This window comes from Mycobacterium sp. Marseille-P9652, from assembly GCF_902652685.1.
Lineage (GTDB): Bacteria > Actinomycetota > Actinomycetes > Mycobacteriales > Mycobacteriaceae > Mycobacterium.
In genome coordinates this window covers 1-16,698 of sequence record NZ_CACRUY010000027.1, presented here as the reverse complement: position 1 = coordinate 16,698, position 16,698 = coordinate 1, and the positions used below count along the sequence as shown (strand labels likewise).

The window sequence follows — 16,698 nt, the reverse complement described above, 5'->3', positions numbered from 1 at the left end:
CGCTTACGACCTTTCCAAAACCATGCCGGCGACCTTCTCGGACGCTGCGGGAACTCCGGTGGGGCTCGCCGCCGCGACGGCACGCTGCGCCCGCTCCCTTGCCCAACGCTGCGCGTCCAGTACCTCATCCACGTTAGCGGGTAATTCGGCCCATTGGTCGGCGGCATGCAGCACGTCGGCGATGGTTTTGACGATCGCCGGGAACCGGATCCGCCCCTCGAGGAACGCCGCGGCGGCTTCCTCGTTGGCCGCGTTGTAGACGGCGGTCATGCAACCGCCGGTCTCGCCGGCGTACCGCGCCAGCTCGACCGCGGGAAAGACGTCGCTGTTCAGTGGCTCGAAGTCCCAGCTGGACGCGCTGGTGAAGTCGCACGCCGCCGACGCCCGCGGCACCCGCCGCGGCCATCCCAGCGCCAGCGAGATGGGCAGCTTCATGTCCGGCGGGCTGGCCTGCGCGATCGTCGAGCCGTCGACGAAGGTGACCATCGAGTGCACGATCGACTGCGGGTGCACGACGACCTCGATGCGGTCGTACGGGATGCCGAAGAGCAGGTGCGTCTCGATGAGCTCGAGGCCCTTGTTGACCAGCGAAGCCGAGTTGAGCGTGTTCATCGGGCCCATCGACCAGGTGGGGTGGGCGCCGGCCTGCTCGGGGGTGACGGTCTCGAGCTGGTCGGCGGTCCAGCCGCGGAAGGGGCCGCCAGAGGCCGTCAGCACCAGCTTGGCGACCTCGTCGGGCGCGCCGCCGCGCAGGCACTGGGCGAGCGCGGAATGCTCGGAGTCGACGGGGACGATCTGGCCGGGGCGCGCCGCCCGCAGCACCAGCGGACCCCCGGCGATCAGCGACTCCTTGTTCGCCAGCGCCAGCCGGGCCCCCGAGGCCAGCGCGGCCAGCGTGGGCCGCAGGCCCAGCGCCCCGACCAGCGCGTTGAGCACCACGTCGCAGTCGGTCTCCTCGACCAGCCGGGTGACGGCGTCCGGGCCGCTGAACGGGACGTCGCCGAGTTGCTGCGCGGCGCGCTCGTCCGTGACGGCGACGTTCGTCACCCCGGTCTCGGCGCGCTGGCGCGACAGCACGTCCGGGTTGGCGCCGCCGGCGGCCAGCCCGACCACCTCGAAGCGATCCGGGTTGGCGGCGATGACCTCCAGCGCCTGGGTGCCGATCGAGCCGGTGCTGCCCAGCACCAGCACGCGCAGGCGGGCGCCGGCATCCGGTTGAGCCGTCGGGTTGGTCACCCATTCATTGTGCCGCCCGGCGACGCCGCGGGCCACGGAGCGACCCGAGCCACGCTGGCCCGCCGACCGCCGTGCGCATATGCCAGAATCTCCGGTGACAGGCCGAACGATCCGAAAGGGGCTCTCCGTGGCCGGTACCGAGGTGCAGCGCACCGGGGACGTCTCCGGGTACGTCAATGGCGTCGACGTGGCCGAGGTGCCGTCCGGGGCGTGGGGTTGGAGCCGGATCAACTACCGCACTTGGCACATCACCGGGCTCGTCATCTTCGTGTTCCTGCTGGCCATGCTGCGCGGGAACCACGTCGGGCACATCGAGGACTGGTTCCTGATCGGCTTCGCCGCGCTCGTGCTCTTCGTCGTGGGCCGCGACCTGTGGGGCCGCCGCCGCGGCTGGCTCAGGTAGCTCGCTGTAGCGCACCGGCGCGCCGCGCCGTTGGGTACAAGCGGCCAGCGCGGGCGGATCGCCGAGCGTGCAGCCATTGCGAAAAAACGCGCCGAAACTCGCAACAGTTACACGCTCGGCGCAGGTGCTACCCGCCTTCGGCGGCCAGCTGGCCGCAGGCGGCGCTGATCTCGCGGCCGCGCGTGTCCCGCACCGTGCACGACACCCCCTTGGCCCGGACGCGCCGGACGAACTCCCGCTCGACCGCCTTCGGGCTGGCGTCCCACTGGCTGCCCGGCGTCGGGTTGAGCGGGATGAGGTTCACGTGCACCAGCGGTCCGAGCGCCCGATGCAGCCGCTCCCCCAGCAGGTCGGCGCGCCACGCCTGGTCGTTGACGTCGCGGATCAGCGCGTATTCGACCGAGACCCGCCGACCCGTGACGTCGGCGTAGTACCGGGCCGCGTCGAGCGCCTCGTCGACCTTCCACCGGGTGTTGACCGGGACCAGCGTGTCGCGCAGTTCGTCGTCGGGCGCGTGCAGCGACAACGCCAGGGTCACCGCGAGGCGTTCGTCGGCGAGCCTGCGGATCGCGGGCACCAGGCCCACGGTCGACACCGTCACCGAGCGCGCCGAGATGCCGAAACCGTGCGGCGGCGGCTCGGTGATGCGCCGCACGGCCGCCAGCACCCGGGCATAGTTGGCCAGCGGCTCCCCCATGCCCATGAAGACGACGTTGGACAGTCGGTCACCGAAGTCGTCGCGCAGGGCCGCGGCGCCGGCGCGGACCTGCTCGACGATCTCGGCGGTGGACAGGTTGCGGGTCAGCCCGCCCTGTCCCGTCGCGCAGAACGGACAGGCCATGCCGCAGCCCGCCTGCGACGAGATGCACACCGTGTTGCGCTGCGGGTACCGCATGAGCACCGACTCGACGGTGGCGCCATCGGCGGCCCGCCACAACGTCTTTCGGGTCTCGCCGGCGTCGCAGGTCACCTCGGAGACCGCGGTGAGCAGCGTCGGGAATATCGCCTCGGCCACCCGATCACGGACCGCCGCGGGGAGATCCGTCATCTCGTGCGGGTCGGCGATCAGCCTGCCGTAGTACTGGTGCGCGAGTTGCTTGGCGCGAAACGCCGGCAGGCCCAGTTCGGTGACGGCCGACGCGCGTCCCTCGGCGTCGAGGTCGGCGAGGTGGCGCGGGGGCCGGCCGGGGCGGGGTTCGGTGAAGACCAGTTGCTGGACCATGACAGGTCCAGTATCGCCGCTTTCTCTTCGGACGAGCCGTCAGGAGACGAGCGTGAGGACGATCCAGGCGGCGACCGCCGACGGCAGCACCCCGTCGAGCCGGTCCATCAGCCCGCCGTGGCCGGGCAAAAGGCGGCCCATGTCCTTGATGCCCAGGTCGCGCTTGACCTGCGACTCCACCAGGTCGCCCAGCGTGCAGGTGAGCACCAAGACGACGCCTAGCAGCGCGCCCACCCACACCGGCTTGTGGGCCAGCAGGGTGGCGGTCAGGATCGCCGCCGTGGTACCGAAGATCATCGACCCGGCGAATCCCTCCCAGGACTTCTTGGGGCTGATCGCCGGCACCATCGGATGCTTGCCCACCAGCACCCCCACGGTGTAACCGCCCACGTCGGAGGCAACGACGGTGACCATCAGGCAGAACACCCGCCCCGCGCCGTCGTGCGGATACACCAACAGGGCGCCGAACGACGCGAACAACGGAACCCACGCCGCGAGGAAGACCGTGGCCGAGGCGTCGCGCAGGTAGTTCGCCGACGGCGACCCGACGAACGGCTCGGGGAGCTTGCTGTTGTCCTGCATGAACAGGCGCCAGAAGTTGCAGACCACGACGGTCCCGCCGTAGCCGGCGAGCGCGCCCGCGGCATGGAACGGCCAGGTCAGCCAGATCGTGAACTGGCCGCCGATGAGCAACGGGACGAGCGGGATGACGTACCCGGCCTCGCGCAGCCGGCGCACCACCTCGTGGCTGGCCACGGCGACGCCCACCGCGACGATCGCGACCCAGTAGCGGGGCGCGAAGACGAGCGTCACGATCAGCACGGCGCCGATGCTGACGCCCACGGCGATGGCGGCGGGCAGGTCGCGCCCCGCGCGGGAGGTCTTCTTGGGCGGCTGCGCCGGCATCGGGGCCGAGCGCGCCGGCTCGTCGGGCGGGGTACCGGTGGTTGCCACGGACTTCGACGCGTTTCGCTGCTGGACGGTCGCTAGACCTCCAGCAGCTCGCCCTCTTTGTGTTTGACCAGCTCGTCGATCTGCGTGACGTATTGGTGGGTGGTCTTGTCGAGGTCCTTCTCGGCGCGGCCGACCTCGTCCTCGCCCGCCTCGCCGTCCTTGCGGATGCGGTGCAGCTCCTCCATCGCCTTGCGGCGGATGTTGCGCACCGAGACCTTGGCGTCCTCGCCCTTGCCCTTGGCCTGCTTGACCAGCTCGCGGCGCCGTTCCTCGGTGAGTTGCGGCACGGCCACGCGGATCAGCGTCCCGTCGTTGGTGGGGTTCACTCCCAGGTCGGAGTTGCGGATCGCCGTCTCGATCGCCCCGAGCTGTCCGGCCTCGTACGGCTTGATGACCACCAGCCGCGCCTCGGGCACGTTGATGCTCGCCAGCTGCGTGATGGGGGTGTTGGTGCCGTAATAGTCGATTGTGATCCGCGAGAACATGCCCGGGTTGGCGCGACCGGTGCGGATGGTCGACAAGTCGTCGCGGGCCACGGCGACGGCCTTCTCCATTTTCTCCTCGGCGTCAAAGAGAGCCTCGTCGATCATTGCGCCGCTCCTCTCCCCCGCAAGCGGGTGGTAGCCCCACATCCCTGCTCTGCATAGTCGCAGGCGCGGGTCATGCGTCTTCCCCTCAGGTGGTGACCAGCGTCCCGATCTTCTCACCGGCGACGGCACGGGCGATGTTGCCATTCGTCAGCAGGTTGAACACCAGGATCGGCATGCCATTGTCCATGCAGAGGCTGAAGGCGGTCGCATCGGCCACTCGCAAGCCGCGGTCGATGACCTCGCGGTGGGTGATCGCGGCGATGAGTTCGGCCTCGGGGTTCAGCCGTGGATCCTCGGAGAAGACGCCGTCGACCGCTTTGGCCATGAGGACCACCTCGGCGCCGATCTCGAGCGCCCGCTGCGCGGCGGTGGTGTCGGTGGAGAAGTACGGCAACCCCATGCCGGCCCCGAAGATCACCACCCGCCCCTTCTCGAGGTGGCGGACCGCCCGCAGCGGGAGGTAGGGCTCGGCCACCTGGCCCATCGTTATCGCGGTCTGCACGCGGGTGACGATGCCTTCCTTCTCGAGGAAGTCCTGCAGCGCCAGGCTGTTCATCACCGTGCCGAGCATGCCCATGTAGTCCGAGCGGGTGCGTTCCATCCCGCGCTGCTGTAGCTGCGCGCCGCGGAAGAAGTTGCCACCGCCGATGACCACGGCGACCTGGACGCCGTCGCGGACCACCTCGGCGATCTGACGCGCCACCCGCGCCACGACATCCGGGTCCAGGCCCACCTGGCCTCCGCCGAACATCTCGCCGCCCAGCTTCAGCAGCACCCTGGAATACTTCGGCCGGCCCGCCGGGTGGCCCGACGCCAGCCCGTTCTCCGCCGAAAACTCGGGCGTGCCATGGCTGGTCGGCTCCGGCTGCGCCGCCGCTGGGCCGGCGACTCCGGATTCCCTGGACTCTGTGGACTCCGTCATCAGACTCCTCGCATGAGAGTGCCATCCCGGGCGGCCTCATCCGGAACGGCATTTCACATCCTGCCTCATCGCAGCACAAAGACGCGTCGGCGGGGGGCATTATCCGCAGGGCCGTGGCCCGCACATGTTTGAGCGGCTCCGAGCGTGGGGAATCCGCACCATCGCGGTGAGTTACCAAGGCCTTGAGAACAAGGGCCCATCTCGCCGTGTGACCGGGCCGATCATCAGATCGGCCGGCGTTGGGCAGCACTGCTCAACGCGGGACGCCACCGAGAGGAACGAATCCATGGCGGACGACAAGTCGGGACCCGCTGAGGCCGTGAAGGGCATCGTCGAGGATGCCAAGGGCAAGGCCAAGGAAGCCATCGGCACCGTGGCCGGCCGCGACGACCTCCAGCGTGAGGGCCAGGCGCAGCAGGACAAGGCCGAGGCTCAGCGCGACGCGGCGAAGAAGGAAGCCGAGGCGGAGGCCGCGCGCGGCGGCGCCGAGGCGGCCGAGGAGCGCCAGAAGTCCCACCAGTAACTTGGGGATGGCATGGGGCCGGTCCGGATACGGACCGGCCCCATCTATTTCTGCGCGGCCGGTCCGGATACGGACCGGCCCCATCTATTTCTGCGCGGCCGGTCCGGATACGGACCGGCCCCACCTATTTCCGCGCGGCCGGTCCGGATACGGACCGGCCCCACCTATTTCCGCGCGGCCGGTCCGGATACGGACCGGGCCCATACGTTTGCCGGTCCGGCCCCGTCGATTTGCGAGCCACCGGTCCGTTTACCGGTTCGGCCCCGTCGGCGATTGCATAGTTTTACTCTTAATCGGGTATCCACCGCTGCGCTGGCAGGCATCTCTCGGGGGTGCCTACGGTCGGGGGTCACGACAGGCCCACGTCAGCTTGGAGATGCGGTGGACGTTCTACTCCTCACCGACGAGGACGACTTCGACTCTGCCCTGCCCGCTCTCGCATCGTTGGCGCAGACGACGCGGCGCGCGCCGCTTTCGCACGACGGCGACGGCCATCACCGCATCGCCGACGTCGCCATCATCGATGCACGCAACGACCCCGCCACCGCGCGCAACGCGTGCCGCGAACTGACCGCGAGCAGCCCCGCGGTGGCCGTGGTGGCCGTGGTGGCCCCGTCCGACTTCATGGCGGTCGGCGTCGACGGGCACTTCGACGACGTGATTCTGCCGGCCGTCGGCGCGGACGAGTTGCAGGCGCGCCTGCGGATGGCGATCACGCGGCGCCGCAGCGCACTCGACGGCGCGTTGAAGTTCGGCCCACTCGTGCTGCGCCCGGCCAGCTTCTCCGCATCGCTCGACGGCAGGGACCTGGGACTGACGCTCACCGAGTTCAAGTTGCTGAATTTCCTTGTGCAGCACGCGGGTCGAGCGTTCACCCGCACCCGGCTGATGCATGAGGTGTGGGGCTATGACTGCAACGGCCGCGTGCGGACCGTCGACGTCCACGTGCGGCGCCTGCGCGCCAAGCTGGGCGCCGAACACGAGTCGATGATCGATACCGTCCGCGGCGTCGGGTACATGGCGCCTACACCGCCGCACCCCGAGTGGATCGTCGGCAACGCGACCGTGACACCGGTCTGGACATCGGCAGCGGCCGCCGCCGATTCGGTGTCTCCGTAGCCCGTCAGCCGAAGAGCGGGAACGCGCGCTTGCGCGCCAGCGCGTCCATTCCCGCCTGGATGGCGTCCTGCACCTCGTTGTATTTGCGGTCGACGTAGGCGTCGTCGTCGGCGCGCGCCGGATCGTGGTCGAGTTCGACGGCGGGCATGAACCGGGTCCTGATCTTGGCGGGCAGCGGCAGCTGCGGCAGCGCCGCGGGCGCGATGCCCCACGGAAGCGAGACCGCCAGCGGGAAGACCTTCAGGCGCAAGAGGCGGTCGAGCTGCAGGGCCCTCGAAAGCTTGTCGCCGCGGATCAGCACGGGCATCGCGTCGGCGCCGCCGACGGTCGAGATCGGGACGATGGGCACGCCGGCGCGAATCGCCATTTTTACGAAGCCTTTTCGTCCCGCCAGGATGGCACGGTCACGTTCGGTCCACGGGCGCAGCGAGTCCACTTCGCCGCCCGGCCACAGCGCGACGTCGCATCCCTCGGCCAGGGCCGTGGCGATCGCGTCGGGCGCGGCCGGAAGCACTCCCATCGCCCGGAAGTAGCGGCCGATGCCCGGAATCGCCATGAGGGCGTCGTGGGCCGTCCCGTGCAGTTGGCGCCGCGGGCCGAAGTGCCGCCACCACTGCAGGCCGACGGTCCACGCGTCCCAGACGAACGGGGCACCGGAATGGATGCCGACCAACAGCACCGGCGGTTCGGGGATGTTGTCCCAGCCGTCGATCTCCATGCGGAACCAGTAGTCCACGAGGAAGTTCCAGAAATACTTCTGGCGCTGCAGGGCCGACTCGTCGACGCCGCTGAGATCCCATTCGCCGGCCCGCTCGGCAACCCACCCGCTCACGCCGCCCCGCGCCTTGCTGCGCTTCTCGTCCATGGTGGCCCGCGCCTGCTCGGCGTGTTCCTGTGCCTGCTGTCTCACGTCGTCCGGCCTGTGATCTTCGCAACTCATGACGGGGCGGGTACCCGATTCGCCCGCACTGCATTCCCCTTCGACGCAAAACTCCCCGCGCCACTTCGCGTGACGCGGGGAGTATTTGCAGGAGAACTTAGCTCTGCTGCGGCGCCGGGCTGGGCGGCGCACCCGGGGCCGGGCTCGAGTTCGGAGCACCCGGGTTCGTGTTCGGGGCGCCCGGGGTCGAGTTCGGGGCACCGGTGCCGCCCGGCATGTTCGACGTCCAGATCAGGATGTCCTGCAGGCCGTCGTTGTAGACGACGCCGTTGGGCGCCGCGCCGGTCACGTCGAAGTACAGGGTGCCTGTCGACTGGTTACCCGGCGGGATCGGCGCCGGGTTGAGGCCGTTGGGGACCTGCACCTTGTCGATCACGCGGTAGTTCTGGCCGTTCGGCCCGCGCGCGATGAAGTTGTTCACCATCGGCGTCACGATCCCGCCGTCCGACCGGGCGGTGACGTCCGCCTGGTAGAGCGTGCCCTTGGGCGTGTAGCCGGGGATTGTGACGTTGCTCGGCTGCAGGTTGCTCACCGTGTAGTCGGTGACCATCGGCCCGTCGATGAGCTGCTCGCTGGCGCCGAAGCCCTGGATGTTGGGCGCCGGCGCGGCGGAGGCCATCGCCGGGGTGAACATCGTCGCGGCCGCGATGCCCGCGGCGGCGACAGCAGTCTTCGCGGTCGTGCTGAACTTCATTGCTTGTTCCTTCCGTGTCGAACATTCGCTCTTCCCGAAGGGGGATAAGCGCACCCAGGTCGCATAGCCATTCGTCCGAAGGCGTAAACACGGAAATGGTTCGCGTTTATTTGCCGCACACGGCCTTTCGCGCCACATCTTTCACATCGGTAACAATTCCCACACCGCGGTTGATTGGCCATTGCGCGGGCGGGTAGCCGCATGACGGCGCTCTGCGGCCGGCACGAAGCGACATTCACAGCGCTCGTTCACCCCACGCTTGAACAGAAAGAGGAACTCAGCAATGGGCTTTGCGGCACAGCAACAAGAGGTTCCGGGTCGGCAATCAGAGATGGACCCGATTCCCGATTGCGGCGAAAACTCTTACCAGGGATCGGGAAAACTCACCGGCAAGCGGGCGATCATCACCGGCGGCGACAGCGGCATCGGGCGCGCGGTCGCCATCGCCTTCGCGCGCGAAGGCGCCGATGTCCTGATCTCCTACCTCAACGAGGACGACGACGCGCGCGACGTGGCCCGCCATGTCGAGGGCGCGGGGCGCAAATGCGTTCTGGTGCCCGGGGACCTGTCGGATCCGGCACACTGCCGCGCGGTCGTCGACCGCGCGGTACAGGAGCTGGGCGGCGTCGACATCCTCGTCAACAACGCGGCATTTCAGATGATGCGCCACAGCCTCGACGAGATCAGCGACGAGGAGTGGGACTACACCTTCCGCCTCAACGTGGGTGCGTATTTTCACCTCGCCAAAGCCGCGGTGCCGCACATGAAGCCGGGATCGTCGATCATCGGCAGTTCGTCGGTGAACTCCGACAGCCCCAATCCGACGCTGGCCCCGTACGCGGCGACCAAGGCGGCGATCGCCAACTTCTCGGCCAGCCTGGCGCAGTTGTTGGGCGAGAAGGGAATTCGCGTCAACAGTGTGGCTCCGGGTCCGATATGGACGCCGCTGATCCCGTCGACCATGCCGCCCGACAGCGTGGAGTCCTTCGGGGAGAACACCCCACTGGGGCGCGCGGGCCAGCCCGTCGAGCTGGCACCGGTCTACGTGCTGCTGGCCTCCGACGACGCGAGTTACATCTCGGGGGCGCGGGTCGCGGTCACCGGGGGCCGGCCCATTCTCTAGGGCCGGTCACCGGTGTGAATCACGCTGCGGCTGAATAGGCTTCAGGAGCCGCGGTTCTCGCCCAGCTCCTCGACGATCGCGCTCGGCGGTCCGATGTCCTTCGCGTTCTCGGCCAGCCCGGGCTTGGTGTGCGAACGGCGCGCCGCGGCCTTGTCGGCGTCGCCGACGCCTCCGTCGGCGAGCGTCACCGACGACATGACCTGGGAGACATTGGCGTAGGTCTCTGGCGGGATCGCCCGCAACGCCCGGATGGTCTCGAGGTCACAGCCGCTGCGGTCCGCGGCGTCGAGCAGGTCCTCCTTGCTGGCCGGGAAGTCGACCGCGTCGAGGCACCGCCGGAGTCGGTCAGGGGTAGTTGATGCAACCATGGCCGTCGGGATGCCCCCCGATCGGCGCCCCAAACGAGTCGGGTCAGCGCCCGCGGACCCGACGGTTCTCCTTCTTGATCGCGTCGACCAACTGCTCCTTGCTCATTGTCGACCTTCCGCGCACCTCGAGGCGGCGCGCGACGTCGAGCAGGTGCTTCTTGCTGGCGTTGGCATCGACGCCCTCCGCCGTCTTCCCCGAGGCCTTGGGTCCCCCGCTCTTTGCCCGTTCGTCCGACGGCCCCTTCTTCTCCTTGGGCTCCCAGTGGTCACCGACCTTCTCGAAGCTGTGCTTGAGGGCGGAGTAGGCCACTCGGTGGGCACGCTCCTCGTCGCCGTACTCCTCGGCCGCGGAGTCGTGGGTCTTCGCGAACGTGCGTTGCGCTTTGGCGTTGGAGCGCTGCAGGGTGCTCGGCAACTCGTCCTTCTTCGGCTTGCCGCCTTTCGTCGTCTTCGGCATCACAACTCCTTGTCGGCCGCTGGTTTCGTTGGCAGTCGGTTACCCCGCCACACGCCAGGCAATCACCGTTCGCCCGTCACCGCGCCCGAGGTATGTAAATATGACTGACATGGGTCAGGCCGAAGACGCCCCGCTGGGATTCCTTCTCTACCGGGTGGCGGCCGTCCTGCGACCCGAGGTCGCCGCGGTGCTGGGTCCCGTCGGCCTGACGCTGCCCGAATTCGTCTGCCTGCGCATCCTTTCGATGTCGCCGGGCCTGTCCAGCGCCGAGCTGTCGCGGCACACCAACGTCACCCCGCAGGCGATGAACACGGTCCTGCGCCGCCTCGAGGAGATCGGGGCGGTGACCCGACCGGAGTCGGTGTCGTCGGGCCGGGCGCTGCCCGCCACGCTGACCACTGCGGGGCGCACGTTGCTGAAGCGCGCGGAGGGTGCCGTGCGCGAAGCCGACAACCGCATTCTCGGCAAGCTCACGCCGGCGCAGCAGCGCGAGTTCAAGCGCACACTCGAAAAGCTGGGCTCCGACGGATGATTCAGGCCTGGATGCGGGCCCAGGGACGGGCCTCTTCCAGCTCGTAGGCCAGTTCCAGCAGCAGGGCTTCCTGCCCCAGATCCGCCGAGAACATCATGCCCACGGGCATGCCGTCGGCGGACTGGCCCAGGGGCAGCGAGATCGCCGGCTCGCCGGTGACGTTCTGCAGCGGGGTGAACGAGACCCAGTCGATCAGCCTCTCGATGACTTGGTGGTAGTCGGTCGGGGCCAGGTGGCCGATGCGGGGCGTCTGGTCGGCGAGGGTGGGGGTCAGCACGACGTCGTAGGTGCCGAAGAATCGCGCGGTGCGCCGCCGGATCCGGCGCAGGCGCAGGATGGCCAGCGGCAGGCGGTGCATGTTGCGGGCCGTGTTCCGTTCCAGGCCCAGCGTCAGGCTGTCCAGCCGCGTGCGGTCGAACGTCTCGCCGAACAACCGCCGCCCGGTTCTCACCTGCGCCAGCGCCAGAAAGCCCCAATACAGCACGAAGTCGTCGACGAAGCTCGCCGGCACGGGCGGCTCGTCGATGTGCTCGACGCGGTGGCCGAGTTCCTCGAGGAGGGCGGCCGACTTGAGCGTCAGCTCCCGCACCTGCGGGCTGCAGTCGCGTTGCACCGACCGGGTCAGCACGGCGATCCGCAGCCGCTGCCTGCCCGGGCCCGTCACGTCTCCCACCGGCGCCAGCTTGGGATTGCGGAAGGTGCGCTCGGCCTCACGGTAGAACGCCGCGGTGTCGCGCACCGAGCGGGTGAGCACGCCGTTGGCGACGATCCCGACGGGCATGCGCCGCAGGTGCGGGTCCAGCGGCAGGCGCCCGCGCGAGGGCTTCAGGCCGACGAGCCCGTTGCACGCCGCCGGGATGCGGATCGAGCCGCCGCCGTCGTTGGCGTGCGCGATCGGCACCACGCCGGCCGCGACGAACGCGCCCGACCCCGACGACGACGCGCCCGCGCTGAAGTCGGTGTTCCACGGGTTGCGGACCGGCCCCAGGCGCGGGTGTTCGGCCGATGCGCTGAACCCGAACTCCGAGAGCTGCGTCTTGCCCACCGGCGCCAGCCCGGTCGTCAGGTACAGCCGGGTGAACTCGCTGTCGCTGGTGGCGTTCCACGGCGTCCAGGCGTCGGTGCCGTGCATCGTCGGCTGGCCGGCGATGTCGACGTTGTCCTTGAGGAACGTCGGCACGCCGGCGAAGTAGCCCTGCGCAACCGCGTTCCCCTCGGCGGCTTCCCGGGCCTGCCGGAAGGCCGCGTACGCCAGGCCGTTCAGGATCGGGTCGACGGCCTCCGTGCGGGCGATGGCGGCCTCGGTCACCTCCGTGCGGCTGACCGCGCCGGTCCGGAGGGCTTCCGCCAGCCCGACGGCGTCCAGCTCACCGAGGGCGTCGTCACCGAACGCGTGCACGTGTTGCATGGCGATGACGCTAACCCGGCCCGTCGGGCCGGTTAAGCCTGGCCCACCTCGAACCGGACGAACCGCGTCACCGTCACACCCGCCTCGTCGAGCAGGGACTTGACGGTCTTCTTGCTGTCGGACACCGACGGCTGCTCGAGCAGCACCGAGTCCTTGAAGAAGCCGTTCAGGCGGCCCTCGACGATCTTGGGCAGCGCCTGCTCCGGCTTGCCCTCCGACTTGGCGGTCTCCTCGGCGATGCGGCGCTCGCTGGCCACCACGTCCTCTGGGACGTCGTCGCGGGACAGGAAGCGCGCCTTGAGCGCGGCGATCTGCAGCGCGACGGTGTGGGCCGCGTCCTTGTCTTCACCCGTGAACTCGACGAGCACGCCGACGGCCGGCGGCAAATCGGCGGCGCGCTTGTGCAGGTAGGCCTCGACGTTGCCGTCGAAGTACTGCACGCGCCGCAGTTCGAGCTTCTCGCCGATCTTGGCCGACAGGTCGGCGATCGCCTGCTCGACGGTCTTGTCGCCGACCTTGGCTTGTTTCAGGGACTCGACGTCGGTGGCCTTCGCGTTCAGCGCGGCATCGACGACCTGGTCGGCCAGGGCCTGGAACTCGGCGTTCTTGGCGACGAAGTCGGTCTCAGAGTTCAGCTCGATGAGCGCCCCGCCCTTGGCGGCGACGAGGCCCTCGGCCGTGGCGCGCTCGGCGCGCTTGCCGACGTCCTTGGCGCCCTTGATGCGCAGCGCCTCGACCGCCTTGTCGAAGTCACCGTCGCTGTCGGCCAGCGCGTTCTTGCAGTCGAGCATGCCGGCGCCGGTGAGTTCCCGAAGCCGCTTGACGTCGGCAGCGGTGAAGTTCGCCAATGCTCAGCCCTCCTATGAGGTTTCAGTGGTTGGTTCGGGTGCGCCCGCGGCGGCTTCGTTGCCGGCCGGGGCTGCGGTGGCGGTCGCCGAAGCGAGCAGCTCCTGCTCCCACTCGGCGAGCGGCTCGGCGGACTCGGCCTCGGGCTTGCCGTCGCCGCGGCCCAGGCCGGCGCGGGCCTGCAGGCCCTCGGCGACGGCGGAGGCGATCACCTTGGTCAGCAGGGCGGCCGAGCGGATCGCGTCGTCGTTACCCGGGATCGGGTAGTCGACCTCGTCGGGGTCGCAGTTGGTGTCGAGGATCGCGATCACCGGGATGCCCAGCTTGCGGGCCTCGCCGACGGCGATGTGCTCCTTGTTGGTGTCGACGACCCAGACGGCCGACGGCACCTTGTTCATGTCCCGGATACCGCCGAGGCTGCGCTCCAGCTTGTTCTTCTCGCGGGTCAGCCCGAGGATCTCCTTCTTGGTGCGACCCTCGAAGCCGCCGGTCTGCTCCATCGCCTCGAGCTCCTTGAGGCGCTGCAGCCGCTTGTGCACGGTGGAGAAGTTGGTGAGCATGCCGCCCAGCCAGCGCTGGTTCACATAGGGCATGCCGACGCGGGTCGCCTCCGCGGCGACCGACTCCTGCGCCTGCTTCTTGGTGCCGACGAACAGCACGGTGCCCCCGTGCGCGACGGTCTCCTTGACGAACTCGTACGCCTTGTCGATGAAGGTCAGCGTCTGCTGCAGGTCGATGATGTAGATGCCGTTGCGGTCGGTGAAGATGAACCGCTTCATCTTGGGATTCCAGCGACGGGTCTGGTGCCCGAAGTGGGTGCCGCTGTCGAGCAGCTGCTTCATGGTCACGACGGCCATGGTTGTGCCTCACTTGTGTCGGTTTTATGCCCGGCGTCGGGTGACGCCACGCCCTGGCGTCTGCTGCGATGCCGGACCCTGTTAGGGGACCGCCCGGCATGCGATGCGAGTTCCTGGACTGCGGGAGTCGCGGTGCAGACGCGCGAAGTCAGCCCGCAAGCGAGCTGCGACCAGCAGTTTACACCGGTTCGGCGGGTGCTTTTTCCACAGCACTGGCGGCCGGCGACTGGTGGCACCATCGGCGCGGCACTGAACTGACCGCATGCGACGGCTGGCGGGGCTGGTACTCGGCGCGCTGCTGGTCGGCGCGGTGCCCGCGGGGGCCGACGACGTCCGGCTGGACTGGCCCTTGCGGCCTCCCCCGGCCGTCAGCCGCGGGTTCGACGCTCCCACGCCCGACTGGCACCCCGGTCATCGGGGGGTTGACCTGCCGGGGCATCCCGGCCAGCCGGTATACGCCGCCGGCGACGCGACCGTGGTGTTCGCGGGACTGCTCGCGGGACGGCCCGTCGTCTCGCTGGCCCACCCCGGCGGGCTGCGCACCAGCTACGAGCCGGTGCGCGCCTCCGTGCGGGTCGGTCAGGTCGTCACCGCCGAGACGGCGATCGGGTCGTTGCTGCCCGGCCACGCCGGCTGCCCGGCCGCGGCATGCCTGCACTGGGGCGCGATGTGGGGTCCGGCGTCCGGGGCCCATTACGTGGACCCGCTGGGGCTGCTGAAATCGACGCCGATCCGGCTCAAGCCGCTCGCCGCAACCGAGCGACCGGCCGGGACGGAAGTTAGGCTGCCAGCACCGGCCGACGCGCGCGCACCACGAGGACATCCATGAGCGGATTGAATCCTTGGCTCCTCCTGTTCTCGGTCGCCGCCGTCGCGATAGCCCTTTCGCTGACCTGGGTGTCGCTGGCCGACCGCCTCATGCCGGGGATCAGCCCGGAACACAACTCGAAGATTTCGCCGTACCTGTCGGTCACCGGGCTCGTTTACGGCGCTCTGCTCGGCTTTACCGTCGTCGTTTCCTGGCAGGAATTTTCCGCGGCTCAGGCGGTCGTCGTATCCGAAGCGACGTCACTGACAACGCTGTACCGGCAGACGACGGCCATGCCCGAGCCGGAGCGGGCACAACTGAGGGCTCTGCTCCGCACATACACGGCCGATGAGGGTGCCGACTGGGAGCGGCAGCCCGGCGCCTCCCGCCGTCCCACGCTCGTCCAGATCTACCGCGTGGTCGGAGATCAGCCGCCGAGCGCGGCCTCGAACCCCATCAACGGGGCTTTCCTCAGCGAGCTGACGGAGCTCGCATCACACCGCACCATGCGCCACATGCGGACCCAGCCCCGCATACCGCCGCCGCTGTGGGCCGGCCTGGGCGCCGGCGCCCTCGTCCTCATCACTCTGACCGCGTTGCTGCGCATCGGTAATACGGCCGCCCACGGGGCTCTGACCAGCATGGTCGCGATTCTGCTCGGCCTGCTGCTGTGGATCGTCTTCACGCTCGACCATCCCTCCGGCGGCGAGATCACCTCGGGATCCCTTCAGCACGCACTCCTGGTGTTCGACGTGATCGACCGCTCCACCTGACGGCCGAACGTGCGACCCGGTCAGAAGTCAAAGATCGTCTCCCCGCCTGCGGGGCTGTTGGAGATGTAGATCGGTCCCAGCGTGAACGGGTAGTTCCCGGTGTTGAACGGGTTGCCGTTCGACGCGACCACCGGGGTGTAGGGCGCGGTGACCGTCTCGGTGTACAGCTCGTGACCGGTGCTGGTGTAGACCGTGAACGTCGTCCCCGCCGGTAGCGTCGTGCCTTGCGCAAAGCCGGGCACGAGGGACGCCGGGATGGATCCGGTTTTGCCCCCGGAGTCGACCATCGTGTCGCTCACCGTCTGCAGTGGCCCGGTCCCGAGCTGGACCTGCAGGTCGGCGGTGTGCGGCGCCCCGGGCAGCGACGCGACAGGGGTCAGCGGGTTGGGACCGAACTCCACCACACCCGCCGGTTCGTTGATGAGCTCCCCCTGGCTGAGGGTGCCCGGCAACGCCGCGGTCACAGGATCGGAGAACGGATGCCCGTCGTTCGGCCCGACTCCCATCACGCTGGGGAAGGAGTCGAGCGAGAGGGGCGTTGGCGTACCCCCATTGATCGTCTCTGTCGCGGACGTGGCGACGGCCACGGTGATCGGCGCGGTGACGATGCCGTTGCCGAGATCCACCGGCGCTGTGTAGGTGTTGTAGTAGACCGTCTTGAACGAATCGCTGTTGATTTCGTAGTCGACGTGACCCGGAGGCCCGGTGACCGGGCCGAGCTTCGCGACATCAACGTCTTGGGGTGTGAGCAGAAGTCCGGTGGATCCGGTATCGAACAGCACGGACGCGGTCGGTCCGCCGCCGACGGAAACGTTGACGAGCGGGCGGCCCTCGGGATCGACCTGCACGAGAATCTCGTTGGGCGGCAAGGGAGTTGCGGTGCCGCCGGCCCCCGCGGTGCCCCTCAGCCACACGCCGCGGCC

The 16,698-nt window shown here is 69.2% G+C and carries 20 protein-coding genes; 7 read left to right on the top strand and 13 right to left on the bottom strand.

Annotated elements, in window-relative coordinates; genetic code table 11:
• Positions 1–3 precede the first annotated feature (3 nt).
• Complete coding sequence (dxr, locus tag GPY60_RS15335; protein ID WP_197283687.1) at positions 4–1,236, bottom strand: 1-deoxy-D-xylulose-5-phosphate reductoisomerase; 1,233 nt, start codon at positions 1,234–1,236, stop codon at positions 4–6.
• 127 nt (positions 1,237–1,363) lie between these two features.
• On the opposite strand from dxr, the gene GPY60_RS15330 reads away from it, so the two are divergent.
• Entirely contained in the window at positions 1,364–1,639 is a 276-nt protein-coding gene (locus GPY60_RS15330; RefSeq protein WP_231639674.1) for a DUF2631 domain-containing protein, read from the top strand.
• A 127-nt stretch (positions 1,640–1,766) separates the two neighbouring features.
• On the opposite strand, the gene rlmN is transcribed toward GPY60_RS15330, so the two are convergent.
• The 4 genes from rlmN to pyrH form a co-directional block, all read right to left on the bottom strand.
• Complete coding sequence (gene rlmN, locus GPY60_RS15325) at positions 1,767–2,861, bottom strand: 23S rRNA (adenine(2503)-C(2))-methyltransferase RlmN (protein ID WP_156688527.1); 1,095 nt, start codon at positions 2,859–2,861, stop codon at positions 1,767–1,769.
• Positions 2,862–2,900: 39 nt separating this feature from the next.
• On the bottom strand, positions 2,901–3,767 hold the full coding sequence (locus GPY60_RS15320) for a phosphatidate cytidylyltransferase (protein WP_156688572.1): 867 nt from the start codon (positions 3,765–3,767) through the stop codon (positions 2,901–2,903).
• An 80-nt stretch (positions 3,768–3,847) separates the two neighbouring features.
• Positions 3,848–4,405 (bottom strand): ribosome recycling factor, encoded by a 558-nt coding sequence (frr, locus tag GPY60_RS15315; RefSeq protein ID WP_156688526.1) that lies wholly within the window; start codon positions 4,403–4,405, stop codon positions 3,848–3,850.
• Positions 4,406–4,490: 85 nt separating this feature from the next.
• The gene (gene pyrH / locus GPY60_RS15310; protein ID WP_156688525.1) at positions 4,491–5,327 is read right to left on the bottom strand and encodes a UMP kinase; all 837 of its coding nucleotides are present in this window, start codon (positions 5,325–5,327) and stop codon (positions 4,491–4,493) included.
• Between the two features lie 286 nt (positions 5,328–5,613).
• Here pyrH and mbp1 point away from each other — a divergent pair, with 286 nt between their 5' ends.
• Positions 5,614–5,850: a microaggregate-binding protein 1 gene (mbp1, locus tag GPY60_RS15305; protein ID WP_156688524.1), complete on the top strand. Its 237-nt coding sequence runs from the start codon at positions 5,614–5,616 to the stop codon at positions 5,848–5,850.
• A 381-nt stretch (positions 5,851–6,231) separates the two neighbouring features.
• Positions 6,232–6,969 carry a winged helix-turn-helix domain-containing protein gene (locus GPY60_RS15300; RefSeq protein ID WP_231639673.1) on the top strand — a complete coding sequence of 246 codons (738 nt, stop codon included), beginning with the start codon at positions 6,232–6,234 and terminating at the stop codon, positions 6,967–6,969.
• 4 nt (positions 6,970–6,973) lie between these two features.
• Here the strand turns inward: GPY60_RS15300 and GPY60_RS15295 are convergent, their stop codons facing one another.
• Positions 6,974–7,909 carry a lysophospholipid acyltransferase family protein gene (locus GPY60_RS15295; RefSeq protein WP_156688522.1) on the bottom strand — a complete coding sequence of 312 codons (936 nt, stop codon included), beginning with the start codon at positions 7,907–7,909 and terminating at the stop codon, positions 6,974–6,976.
• 97 nt (positions 7,910–8,006) lie between these two features.
• Positions 8,007–8,603 carry an MPT63 family protein gene (locus GPY60_RS15290; protein ID WP_156688521.1) on the bottom strand — a complete coding sequence of 199 codons (597 nt, stop codon included), beginning with the start codon at positions 8,601–8,603 and terminating at the stop codon, positions 8,007–8,009.
• A 283-nt stretch (positions 8,604–8,886) separates the two neighbouring features.
• Between GPY60_RS15290 and GPY60_RS15285 the strand changes: the two genes are divergently transcribed.
• Complete coding sequence (locus GPY60_RS15285; protein ID WP_156688520.1) at positions 8,887–9,726, top strand: SDR family oxidoreductase; 840 nt, start codon at positions 8,887–8,889, stop codon at positions 9,724–9,726.
• Between the two features lie 41 nt (positions 9,727–9,767).
• On the opposite strand, the gene GPY60_RS15280 is transcribed toward GPY60_RS15285, so the two are convergent.
• Together GPY60_RS15280 and GPY60_RS15275 are read right to left on the bottom strand one after the other, a co-directional pair.
• A complete protein-coding gene (locus tag GPY60_RS15280; protein ID WP_156688519.1) occupies positions 9,768–10,094 on the bottom strand; it encodes a DUF2795 domain-containing protein in 327 nt (108 codons plus the stop codon).
• 43 nt (positions 10,095–10,137) lie between these two features.
• Positions 10,138–10,551: a ChaB family protein gene (locus GPY60_RS15275; protein WP_156688518.1), complete on the bottom strand. Its 414-nt coding sequence runs from the start codon at positions 10,549–10,551 to the stop codon at positions 10,138–10,140.
• 109 nt (positions 10,552–10,660) lie between these two features.
• Here GPY60_RS15275 and GPY60_RS15270 point away from each other — a divergent pair, with 109 nt between their 5' ends.
• The gene (locus tag GPY60_RS15270; RefSeq protein ID WP_156688571.1) at positions 10,661–11,083 is read left to right on the top strand and encodes a MarR family winged helix-turn-helix transcriptional regulator; all 423 of its coding nucleotides are present in this window, start codon (positions 10,661–10,663) and stop codon (positions 11,081–11,083) included.
• A gap of 1 nt (position 11,084) precedes the next feature.
• Here GPY60_RS15270 and GPY60_RS15265 read toward each other — a convergent pair whose 3' ends face one another.
• The 3 genes from GPY60_RS15265 to rpsB are packed head-to-tail and all read right to left on the bottom strand — an operon-like array spanning position 11,085 to position 14,194.
• Positions 11,085–12,491, bottom strand: a complete 1,407-nt coding sequence (locus GPY60_RS15265) for an amidase (protein WP_156688517.1) — start codon at positions 12,489–12,491, stop codon at positions 11,085–11,087.
• Positions 12,492–12,523: 32 nt separating this feature from the next.
• The gene (gene tsf / locus GPY60_RS15260) at positions 12,524–13,339 is read right to left on the bottom strand and encodes a translation elongation factor Ts (protein ID WP_156688516.1); all 816 of its coding nucleotides are present in this window, start codon (positions 13,337–13,339) and stop codon (positions 12,524–12,526) included.
• Between the two features lie 12 nt (positions 13,340–13,351).
• Complete coding sequence (gene rpsB, locus GPY60_RS15255; RefSeq protein ID WP_156688515.1) at positions 13,352–14,194, bottom strand: 30S ribosomal protein S2; 843 nt, start codon at positions 14,192–14,194, stop codon at positions 13,352–13,354.
• Between the two features lie 262 nt (positions 14,195–14,456).
• Between rpsB and GPY60_RS15250 the strand changes: the two genes are divergently transcribed.
• Positions 14,457–15,023 (top strand): M23 family metallopeptidase, encoded by a 567-nt coding sequence (locus GPY60_RS15250; RefSeq protein WP_156688514.1) that lies wholly within the window; start codon positions 14,457–14,459, stop codon positions 15,021–15,023.
• Positions 15,020–15,775, top strand: coding sequence for a bestrophin-like domain (locus GPY60_RS15245; RefSeq protein ID WP_156688513.1), 756 nt, complete (start codon positions 15,020–15,022; stop codon positions 15,773–15,775). Before GPY60_RS15250 ends, GPY60_RS15245 begins: the two co-directional genes overlap by 4 nt.
• Before the next feature lie 20 nt (positions 15,776–15,795).
• Here the strand turns inward: GPY60_RS15245 and GPY60_RS15240 are convergent.
• Positions 15,796–16,698, bottom strand: a 903-nt coding sequence (locus GPY60_RS15240; protein ID WP_231639672.1) for a PecA family PE domain-processing aspartic protease, incomplete at its 5' end; no start/stop codon positions are given.